The sequence below is a fragment of the Zoogloea sp. genome, assembly GCF_041914405.1.
In the GTDB taxonomy this organism is placed as follows: domain Bacteria; phylum Pseudomonadota; class Gammaproteobacteria; order Burkholderiales; family Rhodocyclaceae; genus Zoogloea.
Window position 1 is genome coordinate 158286 of the sequence record NZ_JAYSDK010000003.1, and the last position, 11772, is coordinate 170057.

General features: G+C 66.9%; 10 protein-coding genes. 8 read left to right on the top strand and 2 right to left on the bottom strand.

From position 1 onward, the window contains the following. Positions 1-16: 16 nt before the first annotated feature. On the bottom strand, positions 17-1108 hold the full coding sequence (locus ACE3RX_RS03035) for a PA0069 family radical SAM protein (protein WP_374480181.1): 1092 nt from the start codon (positions 1106-1108) through the stop codon (positions 17-19). A 138-nt stretch (positions 1109-1246) separates the two neighbouring features. Here ACE3RX_RS03035 and ACE3RX_RS03040 point away from each other — a divergent pair, with 138 nt between their 5' ends. The 7 genes from ACE3RX_RS03040 (at position 1247) to ACE3RX_RS03070 (ending at position 8786) form a co-directional block, all read left to right on the top strand. Further along, positions 1247-2788, top strand: coding sequence for a DUF4118 domain-containing protein (locus ACE3RX_RS03040; RefSeq protein WP_374480183.1), 1542 nt, complete (start codon positions 1247-1249; stop codon positions 2786-2788). Then, positions 2785-3471, top strand: coding sequence for a response regulator (locus tag ACE3RX_RS03045; protein ID WP_374480185.1), 687 nt, complete (start codon positions 2785-2787; stop codon positions 3469-3471). Before ACE3RX_RS03040 ends, ACE3RX_RS03045 begins: the two co-directional genes overlap by 4 nt. A 38-nt stretch (positions 3472-3509) precedes the next feature. Beyond that, complete coding sequence (locus ACE3RX_RS03050) at positions 3510-5384, top strand: potassium transporter Kup (RefSeq protein WP_374480187.1); 1875 nt, start codon at positions 3510-3512, stop codon at positions 5382-5384. 73 nt (positions 5385-5457) lie between these two features. Then, a complete protein-coding gene (gene aroG, locus ACE3RX_RS03055) occupies positions 5458-6540 on the top strand; it encodes a 3-deoxy-7-phosphoheptulonate synthase AroG (protein ID WP_374480189.1) in 1083 nt (360 codons plus the stop codon). Positions 6541-6826: 286 nt separating this feature from the next. Further along, positions 6827-7360: a hypothetical protein gene (locus ACE3RX_RS03060; RefSeq protein WP_374480191.1), complete on the top strand. Its 534-nt coding sequence runs from the start codon at positions 6827-6829 to the stop codon at positions 7358-7360. A 52-nt stretch (positions 7361-7412) separates the two neighbouring features. Next, the gene (locus tag ACE3RX_RS03065) at positions 7413-8156 is read left to right on the top strand and encodes a PEP-CTERM sorting domain-containing protein (protein WP_374480193.1); all 744 of its coding nucleotides are present in this window, start codon (positions 7413-7415) and stop codon (positions 8154-8156) included. 27 nt (positions 8157-8183) lie between these two features. Then, the gene (locus ACE3RX_RS03070) at positions 8184-8786 is read left to right on the top strand and encodes a phage tail protein (RefSeq protein ID WP_374480195.1); all 603 of its coding nucleotides are present in this window, start codon (positions 8184-8186) and stop codon (positions 8784-8786) included. Between the two features lie 133 nt (positions 8787-8919). Here ACE3RX_RS03070 and ACE3RX_RS03075 read toward each other — a convergent pair whose 3' ends face one another. Further along, on the bottom strand, positions 8920-9897 hold the full coding sequence (locus ACE3RX_RS03075) for a helix-turn-helix domain-containing protein (RefSeq protein WP_374480197.1): 978 nt from the start codon (positions 9895-9897) through the stop codon (positions 8920-8922). Positions 9898-10220: 323 nt separating this feature from the next. On the opposite strand from ACE3RX_RS03075, the gene eat reads away from it, so the two are divergent. Next, positions 10221-11612, top strand: a complete 1392-nt coding sequence (eat, locus tag ACE3RX_RS03080; RefSeq protein ID WP_374480199.1) for an ethanolamine permease — start codon at positions 10221-10223, stop codon at positions 11610-11612. Positions 11613-11772: the final 160 nt, after the last annotated feature.

Consider the following 11772-nt stretch of genomic DNA (forward strand, 5'->3'; position numbering starts at 1 on the left):
TCGCTTTATCCCCCATTCAGAAAAGCGCTAACTGACGGTCGTCGCCGGGCCGTGCCGGTGGGCGGAAAGCTGCCGTGTTGAGGCGTCGCCGTGAACGGTTGAGCCCGAGCCTTTCGGCCAGCCGCTGCATGCGTTGGCTGTAGAGATCGGCGAAGACGCCCTGGCCGCGCATGCGGTGGCCAAAGCGCTTGTCGTACAACTCGCCGCCGCGCAACTGGCGCAGCAGGCTCATCACGTGCCGAGCCCGATCCGGGAAATGGCTGTCCAGCCAGTCGGCGAACAGATCTTTCAATTCGTAGGGCAGGCGCAGCAGTGAATAAGCTGCCGTGTCGGTGCCGGCCCCGTGGGCGGCTTCCATTACCGCTTCCAGCTCGTGGTCGTTGATGGCCGGGATCAGCGGCGCGAACAGCGTGCCGACCGGCACGCCGGCTGCATGCAGGCGTCCCATCGCCGCCAGGCGCCGGGCTGGCGTTGCGGCGCGGGGTTCCAGCTTGCGGGCCAGGGCCGGGTCGAGGGTGGTGATCGAGAACATCACGTGCACCAAGTCGTCCCGCGCCATGTCGGCGAGCAGATCCAGATCGCGCTCGATCAGCGCCGACTTGGTGACGATGGACACCGGGTGGCGCGTCTCGGCGAGGATCTCCAGCAACTGGCGGGTCAGGCCAAGGCGGCGCTCCACCGGCTGCCAGCCGTCGGTGTTGATGCCCAGCGCGATCGGCTCACAGCGGTAGCCGGGGGCAGCCAGCTCGCGGCGCAGCACGGCCGGCGCGTCGGGCTTCCAGGCAATCTTGGTCTCGAAATCCAGCCCCGGCGACAAGCCCAGGTAGGCGTGGCTCGGCCGCGCAAAGCAATACGCACAGCCATGCTCGCAGCCCTTGTACGGATTGACCGACTGGTTTAAGGGCACGTCCGGCGAACTGTTGCGCGTGATCACCGACCTGGCCTGGTCGAGGATCAGCGTCGTTGGCGGCCCCTTGGGCGGGTCCGTATCGTCGGCTGCGTCAGCGGAGCCCTCCCAGCCGTCGTCGAAACCGTCGCGCCGCCAGGCAGCGAAGCGGTTGTCCGGGTTCAGGCGGCTGCCGCGACCGCGGGGTGGAACAGGCTTCATCGGGTTGTTTGTGTATAAAAATACAGTATATCCAAACAGCCCCGGTTTTGCCGGCTGCGCGTTTACGCCTTTTTTACGTGGGCGGTGCAACAATTTGTACCGTCTTCCCCTCGGGCGTCCCGACCGGCGCCGCGCTCCATGCCCGTCCCCTTGAACCGCCTGCTGTTCGAGTCGCAATCGGTCCGCTTTCGTTACCTGCTGGCCTTGCTCGCCTGCGTGCTGGCGCTGGGCGTGGCGTTGCCGCTGCGCGACGTGCTCGACCTGGCCAATGCGGTGATGATCTTCCTGCTGGCCGTCGTGCTGGTGGCCAGCCGCCTCGGGCGCGGACCGGCGGTGGTGGCGTCCCTCGCCTGTGTGGCGCTGTTCGATTTCTTCTTCGTGCCGCCGCGTTTCTCGCTGGCGATCAGCCACGGCCAGTATCTGGTGACCTTCCTGGTGATGCTGGCGGTGTCGCTGCTGATCGGCCAGCTCACCGCCGGCCAGCAGCGGCAGGCCTTCGATGCGGGCCGCCGGGAGCGTATTACCCGGGCCTTGTACGACCTCGCCAAGCGCCTGGCGGGGGCGCGCCAGCCAGGCGAGGTGGACCGGGCGCTGCGGGATTTCATCGGCAGGCAATTGGGGGCCGGCGCCTGGCTGCTTCTGCCCGATGCCGACGGCACGCCACGCGCGGAAAGCCTGGAGGCCGGCGCGTTGGGCACGCTGGACATGCAGATCGGCCGCATGGTGCTCGACAGCGGCCGCGTCATTGAGTCGGGGGCGTCCGAGCGGCCCGGACGCCGCCGCCATTTCCTGCCGCTGGCCGGGGCCGGCGAGGTGTGTGGCGTGCTGATCGTCTCGCTGGCCGAGGATGCGACCGACGAGTTGCCACTGCTTGAGGCGCTCACCTCGCTGGCGGCGACCGCGGTGGAGCGCCTGCACTTTGTGGCGGCGGCTCAGTCGGCGCAGCTGGAGGCGGAGTCCGAGCGACTGCGCAGTTCCATCCTGTCAGCCCTGTCCCACGACGTGCGCACGCCGCTGACCGCCCTCTACGGCATGGCCGACTCCCTGGCAATGCTGCGCCAGCCATTGCCGGACGAGGCGTGCGAGCTGGCGGCGGCAATCCGCGAGCAGGCGCTGCGCGTCAATGGCATGGTGGACAAGTTGCTCGACATGGCCCGGTTGCAGAGTGGCCGCGTCAGCCTGCGCAAGGAGTGGCAGTCCATCGAGGAGGTGGTCGGCTCCAGCTTGCAGCTGCTCGGCCCTGCGATGGCCCGCCATCCGGTGCGCACCAGCGGCCTCGGCGAGCTGCCGCTGGTGCAGTTCGACGCAGTGCTGCTGGAACGGGTCTTCTGCAACCTGTTCGAGAACGCCGCCAAATACGCACCACCGGATACGCCGGTCCAGGTCAGCGCCCGCGCCGGCGCCGACCTGCTCGAAGTGCAGGTGAGGAGCAGCGGCGACGGCTTTCCGCCGGACCGCCTGGAGCAGGTCTTCGAGCTGTTCGAGCGGGGCGGCAGCGAAGGCCCGGTGGCCGGCATGGGCGTCGGCCTGGCGATCTGCCGCAGCATCGTCGAGGCCCACGGTGGCACCATCCGCGCTTTCAATCCGCCTAAAGGAGGCGGCTGCGTGGCCTTCACGCTGCCCCTCGGCACACCGCCGGCGATCGACGTGGAAGCGCTGGAGTCCGGAGTGTTGCCATGAGCGGCCCGCAGATCCTGGTCGTCGAGGACGAACGCCAGATCCGCCGTGTTGTGCGCTCGGCGCTGGAGTCCGAAGGCTGTCGTGTGCGCGAAGCCGATAGTTGCCGGCAGGCGTTGATCGAGGCAGGCCATTGCCGGCCCGACCTGGTGATCCTCGACCTGGGCCTGCCGGACACCGACGGCGCCCACTTCGTGCAGGATTTCCGCAGCTGGTCGTCCGCGCCGGTGCTGGTGCTGTCGGCCCGTTCCACCGAGCACGACAAGATCGACGTCCTCGACGCCGGCGCCGACGACTACCTGACCAAGCCGTTTTCCATCGGCGAACTGCAGGCCCGCGTGCGGGCGCTGCTGCGGCGCGGGCGCGTCAATGCCGATGCCGAGTTGGCGCAGGTCAGCTTCGGCGACGTGGAAGTGGATTTCTCCCGCCGCCTGGTCAGCCGCCAGGGCGAGGCGGTCAAGCTGACCCCCATCGAATACCGCCTGCTCGCTGTGCTGATCGCCCACGCCGGCCAGGTGATGACCCATCGCCAGCTGCTGCGCGAGGTGTGGGGCACGGCCTCCAGTGACAGTAACCATTACCTGCGAATCTATGTCGGGCACCTGCGCCACAAGCTGGAGAGCGACCCGGCCCAGCCCCGTCACTTCCTGACCGAAACGGGAGTGGGTTACCGCTTCCAGCTCTGAAACTCGCAGCCGTCGCATCAGTCCTTCTGGAGTCCTGCATGAGCCAATCCGACAGTCATTCCCGTTCCGGCCTGGTCGGCCTCGCCCTTGCCGCGCTGGGCGTGGTCTATGGCGACATCGGCACCAGCCCGCTATATGCCTTCAAGGAAGCCTTCACCGGCCCCCACGGCATCGACCCCTCCGAGGTCAATGTGCTGGCTGCGTTGTCGGCCTTCTTCTGGGCCGGCCTGTTGATCGTGTCGATCAAGTACGTGTGGGTCGTGCTGCGCTTCGACAACGAAGGGGAGGGCGGCGTGCTGGCCCTCACCGCGCTGGCCCAGCGGGTTTCCCACCGGCCGCGCTGGGCCATGCTCGCCGTCGGCGGCGGCATCTTCGCCGCGGCGCTGTTCTATGGCGACGCGATCATCACCCCGGCGATCTCGGTGCTGTCGGCTGTGGAAGGCCTCAGCGTCGCCACGCCGCAGTTCGAGCACTACGTGGTGCCGATCACCGTCGGCATCCTGGTCGGCCTGTTCATGATCCAGAAGCACGGCACCGGCCGGGTTGGGCAGTTCTTCGGGCCGATCACCGTGCTGTGGTTCCTGGCCCTCGGCGCTCTCGGTGTCGGCAGCATCCTGCAGACGCCCGAAGTGCTGCGCGCTATCGATCCGCGCTACGCCCTCCAGTTCGCCATCGAGCGGCCGCACACCGCCTTCATCCTGCTGTCGGCGGTGTTCCTGTCGCTGACCGGCGGCGAGGCCTTGTACGCCGACATGGGCCACTTCGGTGCGCGGCCGGTGCGCCTCGCCTGGTATGGCCTTGTGTGGCCGTCGCTGGTGCTCAACTATTTCGGCCAGGGAGCGCTGGTGCTGCGCTCCCCGGTGGCCATCGAGAACCCCTTCTACCTGCTCGCGCCGGACTGGTTCCTGCTGCCGCTGGTGGGCCTCGCCACCATCGCCACGGTGATCGCGTCGCAGGCCACCATCACCGGCGCCTATTCCATGACCCTGCAGGCCGGTCGGCTTGGCTACCTGCCACGCCTGCGCATCCTGCACACCTCCGACACCGAGAAAGGCCAGATCTACATCCCCAGCGTCAATTGGCTGATGCTGGTGGCGGTCATCGTGCTGGTGCTGCAGTTCCGCTCCTCCGGCGCGCTGGCGGCGGCCTACGGCATCGCCGTGTCGGGCACGATGATCATCACCACGCTGCTTACGGCCTTCATTCTGCTGATGGCCGAAGGCCGCATCCGCGTCGGCCTGCTCGCCGCGCTGGCCTTGTTTGGTGCCCTTGAGCTGCTGTTCTTCAGCTCCAACCTCACCAAGCTCGGCGAAGGCGGCTGGATGCCGATGGCCCTCGGCGCGGCGATCTTCCTGATGCTCACCACCTGGAAGGAGGGCAGCCGCCTGCTCGCCAACCAGCGCTGCAAGATCGACGTGCCGATGGCCGGCTTCGTGCGCGGCCCGCTGCCCGACGTGCCGCGGGTCTTTGGCACCGCGGTGTACCTCACGTCGGAACCGAGCCTGGTGCCCAGCGCGCTGTTCCACAACCTCAAGCACTACAAGGTGATGCACGAGCGGATCATCTTCCTGCACGTGGTGAACGAAGGCATTCCGCGGGTGGACGACGCCGAGCGGGTGACGGTCACCCAGCTGGCGCCGGGCCTCTACAACGTGGACGCGCGCTTCGGTTTCCGCGAGGAGCCGGACCTGCCGGCGGCGCTGGCTTTGGCTGCGAAGTACGACCTCGAACTGGAGGAGATGACCACCACCTACTTCGTCGCCCGCGCCCGCATCGTGGACGGCCCGGGGGCCATGCCGCGCTGGCGCTGCGGCCTGTTCGCCTGGATGATGCGCCAGTCGGAAGGCGCCGCCAGCTACTTCAAGCTGCCGGCCAATCAGGTGGTGGAGCTGGGCACCCAGGTCATGCTGTAAGGCCACCATGGCTTCCGGGCGGGTGCATCGGCTAGAATCGACGGTTCATATCAAGCAGCCGACAGGATTCACCATGCATTCCGCCTCGAAAGCCCATATCGACGACGTCCGGATCAAAGAGATCAAGGAACTCGCCCCGCCCGCCCATGTGCTGCGGGAATTCCCCGCTTCGCCCACGGCAGCGGAAACGGCTTATGCGGCACGTAGCGCGATCCATCGCATCCTGTTCGGTGCCGACGACCGCCTGCTGGTGGTCATCGGCCCCTGTTCGATCCACGACACCGCCGCGGCGATGGAATACGCCCATCGCCTGAAGGCGGAGGCCGAGCGCCTCAAGAACGACCTGCTGGTGGTGATGCGCGTCTACTTCGAGAAGCCCCGCACCACCGTGGGCTGGAAGGGCCTCATCAACGACCCGCAGCTCGACGGCAGCTTCCGCATCAACGACGGCCTGCGCATCGCCCGCAAGCTGCTGTCCGACGTGAACGACCTCGGCCTGCCGGCCGCCACTGAGTTCCTCGACATGATCACGCCGCAATACGTGGCCGACCTCATCGCCTGGGGCGCCATCGGTGCGCGCACCACCGAGAGCCAGGTGCACCGCGAGCTGGCCTCCGGCCTTTCGTGCCCGGTGGGCTTCAAGAACGGTACCGACGGCAACATCCGCATCGCCGTGGACGCCATCAAGGCCGCCCAGTCGCCGCACCATTTCCTGTCCGTCACCAAGGCCGGCCATTCCGCCATCGTCAGCACCACCGGCAATGAGGACTGCCACCTGATCCTGCGCGGCGGCAAGGGCCCCAACTACGACGCCGCCAGCGTCGACGCGGCCTGCAAGGAGCTGGCCGCCTCCGGCGTCACCGGCAAGCTGATGGTCGACTTCTCCCACGCCAACAGCAGCAAGCAGCACAAGCGCCAGGTGGACGTGGCCCGCGACGTGGCCGGCCAGATGGCCGCCGGCGAAGACCGCATCATCGGCGTGATGGTCGAGTCCCACCTCAAGGAAGGCCGCCAGGACCTCAAGCCCGGCGTCGAGCTGGAATACGGCAAGAGCATCACCGATGCCTGCATCGGCTGGGAAGACAGCCTCACTGTGCTCGACGTGCTCGCCGAGGCCGTGCGCCAGCGCCGCGTGCAGCGCGCCGTGCCGGAATAAGAAACGCATTTCCTGCATGCCTAACGGCGCCGCAAGGCGCCGTTTTTTTTGCTCGGCAGTGATGCCGTGCAGACTGTCGGGAATCTTTACAGCGCACGCCGCGTTCTTGCTGACGGCATCACCAATCGGAGCGAAAAGCTCGATGAATCAAGCTTTTGGAAATAGCAGCCCAAATTGGTAGGTTAATTGCTAATCCACCCTCAAACCGTGCTTTGTATCCAAGACGGCTGCCATTCCGGCCTTTCCTGCGAGAGGGACAGCAGTGCGCTTTCGGTGGACGTTAATCGTGTTGTGCCTGATTGCCATCCTGTCGGGATGCGGTGGCGGCTCGTCACCCGATCAGCGCGATAGCGAGCAAGCCCTGCGCAAAGTGGCCGTCGCCGACATGCCGGCCCTTTCCGATTGCCTCCAGCGCATCAGCAAGCACCTCAATACCACCGGTGGCCAGGAGCAACTGGGTATTTCCTGTGCGGTGGGCACCTATGTCGGCCGCAGCACCGGCGGCTACGACTGTTCCCTCAAGGTGGATGTGGAGCCGGCCGAACTGCGCCTCACCATCCAGGATCGGGAAATCTCCATTCCCCTCGGCGTCACCGCCTACAGCGCCGATGGTCGCCCGCTCATGAACGTGGAAGACGCCAGCCTGCCCGGTCAGCCCGGCTTTCAGGCCGTGCGCTACGTAGCGGGCAGCGCCGACGAGGCGCTCACCGAAACCCTGGCCTTGCGGCTGGAGGGGGGCACGCCGCGCCTGCCGAAAATAATTTACCAAAGCGTAAGGAACAATAAAGCCCAGACCACCGTGTGCAACTTTGGTCGCTGACGGCCGCTCATCGCTGCCCGGTTGCCAAGCCGAATCCTGCAGAGGAGGGAATATGCGTACCCATGCTCCATCTCGATGCCTGCCCCGCTTCCTGCGCGGCGCGGCACTTGCCGCGGCGATCGGTATCAGCGTGCCGGCCGTTGCCGCGCTGAGCACCTATCAGAATCAGGCCACCTTCAGTACCGCCATCACTGGCCTCACCGCCACCACGACGAACTTCGACAGCCTCGCGCCCGGCACCAGCTACGCGCCGGGCAGCGGACCCGCTGGCTCCGGCTTCACCGTCGGCCTGACGGCCGGCAGTGTCAGCTCCGGTTTCAACCTGCCGACCGTGGGCAATACCTTCTGGACCACTTCCGGCACCAACTACCTCGGCCTGGACAATCCGGATAGCGCTTTCGAGTCCGGTGATGAACTGGTCTTCAGCTTCCTGTCGCCGGTGCGGGGCTTTGGCCTCTACGTGGTGGGCGGGCATGACCTGCTGGACCTCCAGGCCGGGGCCGTTACCCTCACCGTGAATGGCTCCACCGTGGCCATCTCGTCCACCGACTATCTGGCCAGCGGCAATGGGGACTATGCCTTCTTCCTCGGTTTCGCCACCGACGATGGCAGCACCTTCAACAGCGCCACGCTGACCGTGGGCGACGGCTCTGGCGTCATTCCGGTAACGGTGGACGACGTCACGCTGGCCCGCACCCGTAAGGGCGGCAACGCCGTGCCTGAGCCGGGCACCCTGTTGCTCGTATCCACCGCGATCGGCGCCGCTTGGCAGCGTGCGCGTTCCCGTCGTCGTTGAGCGGCGACCCAGTCCAAGGAGAACATCATGACAAAACTGACCCGCAGCCTCCTCGCCACCGCCGTTGTTGCCAGCCTGGGTGGTTTCGCCACCGCGGCCTCGGCCCAGGTGGAGCCCTTCATCGGTGAGATCCGCTGCGCCGGCTTCAACTTTGCACCGAACGGCTGGGCCGAACTCAACGGCCAGCTGATACCGATCGCCACCAATACCGCGCTGTTCTCCCTGCTCGGTACCACCTACGGCGGCGACGGCCGCGTCACCTTCGGCCTGCCCGACATGCGCGGCCGCGTCCTGATGCACGCCGGCCTCGGGCCCGGCCTCAGCAACCGGAACCAGGGGGAGACCGGCGGCACCGAGAACCAGACCATCGGCATCGCCAACATGCCCGCGCACACCCACCAAGTGGCACCGCTGGGTAGCGGCTCCGACGCGACCGCGGTGTCGCCGGCCGGGGCGATGCCAGCCTCCAAGGCACGCACTACGCTCTACACCACCAACGGTCCGGCGGTACCAATGGCCACCACCACCACCAGCTCTGCCGGAGGTGGCAGCCCCATGTCCAACATGCAGCCTTATGTCGTCGTGAAGTGTTTCATGGCTACCCAAGGCATCTTCCCGTCGCGGCCATAATGAAGGTCGTGGGGGCGTATTTCTGCGGGGGAATTTCTGTAGGGGCGAATTCATTCGCCCTAATCGGATGGCTTCACCTCCGCGGGCGAATGAATTCGCCCCCACAGCAAGCAGCCCTTACAGCGCGCTGTCGTCAGCGCCCGCTGACCGACTCCGACGGCAGCTCGCCAAACATCCGCTTGTAATCCCGCGCGAACTGGCTCATGTGGGTGAAACCCCAGTCGTAGGCGACGCTGGAGATCGGCCGGCGGCCCTCGCCGTAGCGTAGTTCGCGGCGCACTTCGTTGAGGCGCAGGCTGCGCATGTAGGCCAGCGGCGGCAGGCCGGTGATGTCCTCGACGCAGTTTTGCAGTGCCCGCCGGCTGACGTGCAGGTGGGCGCACAGCTCGGGGATCGCCGGCGGCTGCTCCGGGTGCGTCAGTACGTACTGGCGCAGCTTGTCCACCAGCTGCTGGTGCTGCAGGCGCGTGCGGCTGGCCGCGGCCGGCTGGCTGTGCTGGCCGGTGAGCATCGCCGCCAGCGCGTCGAAGATGCGCAGCTGCAATTCCTCCGCGGTATAGCCCGGGCTGGCCGCCGGCCCCTCCGCGTCGGCGAGGATGCCGGCCAGCGTCGCGCACAAGGCCTCCTTGTGACCCGGGGCCAGGTTGCGCACGTCGCCCTGCTGCAGCAGGCGGTCCAGATCCTGGTGGGCGGTGTCCTCCAGGTAATCCGCAAAGGCCAGCCGGTCCACCACGATCCCGAACAGGTTGAAGTCCGGCGCGGTGATCAGGTCGAACTCCGCACCGCCGTCGCGCACGCACACCGCGTGTGATGACAAGGCCTTGCCGCCCATCGCCATCATGCCGTCCCGCGCCGCCGGAATGCCGAACCACACCGAGCGCGGCCAAGCCGCGCAGGTCTGGCGCAGCTGACGGTTGGCGCTCTCCACGAAGACCTGGGTCTTGGGCAGCCACAGCTCGGTGACGCTGCCCTCGAAGTGGCCCGGCGACAGCTGGTCGTAGCGTTGATCCCACTGGGACAGGTTGTGGGCCTGTTCGTCCGCATCCCGCGCCCGCGTGACGCGGCGCAGGGGACGAACGCGGTCGGACGGGGTGGCGGGGAAGGGGGGCATGGGGGTGTCCTGCGGTTGAGTCATGGGGAACGCATAGCAAGCCGCGTACCGCTGGCACTGTCCTTGCCGGAGGGGCTTGCCGGCGCGGGTCGGGCGACGCTGCCCGCAGCGCGCAAGGCTTTTGCGGCCGCATTGAAAGCCCCGCCGGCCCCCCTGTTGGTGCATCGCAGCAGGGGTTGGCACAGGCCTGGTGCGCGTTTTGGGTAGCGTGTTGCAGGCGGATTGCAGGCGTGCCGAATCTTGCTATTGCGGTGCTGAAACTTGCTACGTGCCACCCCGCCCGCTGATCCACGATTCAGCCATCGACCCCTTAGGAGTGAATCATGAGCGCAACAAAGCAGTCCTCGCCCGCGCTGGCGGCGAGCCTCGGCACCTGGCAGCTGTGGGGCATCGCCGTCGGGCTGGTGATCTCCGGCGAGTACTTCGGCTGGAGCTTCGGCTGGGCCTCGGCCGGCACCCTCGGCTTCCTGGTCACCACCATCATGGTGGCCATCATGTACGGCACCTTCATCTTCAGCTTCACTGAGTTGACCGCCAGCATCCCCCACGCCGGCGGTCCCTTCGCCTACAGCTACCACGCCTTCGGCCCCACCGGCGGCTACCTGGCCGGCATGGCCACGCTGATCGAGTTCGTGTTTGCGCCGCCGGCCATCGCGCTGGCCATCGGCGCCTACCTCAACGTGCAGTTCCCGTCCCTCGACCCGAAGATCGCCGCGACCGGCGCCTATATTGTCTTCATGGGCCTCAACATCGTCGGCGTGACCATCGCCGCCACCTTCGAGCTGTTCGTCACGCTGCTCGCCATCTTCGAGCTGCTGGTCTTCATGGGCGTGGTGGCGCCGGGCTTCTCGATGGACAACTTTGCCAAGGGCGGCTGGAGCGGCGCGGACAGCTTCTCCCTGGCGGCCATCCCCGGCATCTTCGCGGCGATCCCCTTCGCGATCTGGTTCTTCCTCGCCATCGAAGGCGTGGCCATGGCCGCCGAAGAAGCCAAGGACCCCAAGCGCTCCATCCCCATCGCCTACACCGGCGGCATCCTGACCCTGGTGGTGCTGGCGGTCAGCGTGATGGTGTTTGCCGGCGGCGTGGGCGACTGGACCAAGCTCGCCAACATCAACGACCCGCTGCCTCAGGCCATGAAGACCATGGTCGGCGAATCCAGCGGCTGGCTGCACATGCTGGTGTGGCTGGGCCTGTTCGGGCTAGTGGCCTCCTTCCACGGCATCATCCTCGGCTACTCCCGCCAGATCTACGCCCAGGCCCGTTCCGGCTACCTGCCGGGCTGGTTCGGCAAGGTCCATCCGCGCTTCAAGACCCCGCACCGGGCCATCCTCGCCGGCGGCGTGGTCGGCATCGCGGCAATCTTCAGCGACGAATGGCTGTCCTTCGGCGGCCAGAGCCTCACCGCCAACATCGTCACCATGTCGGTCTTCGGCGCACTGCTGATGTACGCCCTCAGCATGGCCGCGCTGTTCAAGCTGCGCGCCACCGAGCCGCGCCTGGCCCGGCCCTACAAGGCCCCGTTCTACCCGCTGTTCCCGGCCATCGCGCTGGCCGGCGCGCTGATCTGCCTGGCCACGGTGGCCTGGTTCAACTCGCTCTTGGCCGGTGTCTTCGTGCTGATCCTGGCCCTCGGCTACGGCTACTTCCAGCTCACCCACAAGCAGCGCGAAGCGGCACCGATCGCGGCCCTGGCGGTGGAAGGAGAGGGCTGAGTTTTCTTGTGGGAGATGGGGCCTGATCCTGGGGAGAGCTGATCCTGTAGGGGGGGAATAAATAGCCCCCGGCGCGTGTTAAGCCTACCGAGGGCGCAAGAAATAGCCCCCCCCCCACACACCACTCCAGACAGAACGGCCAACCACCAAAAAAAAAAAA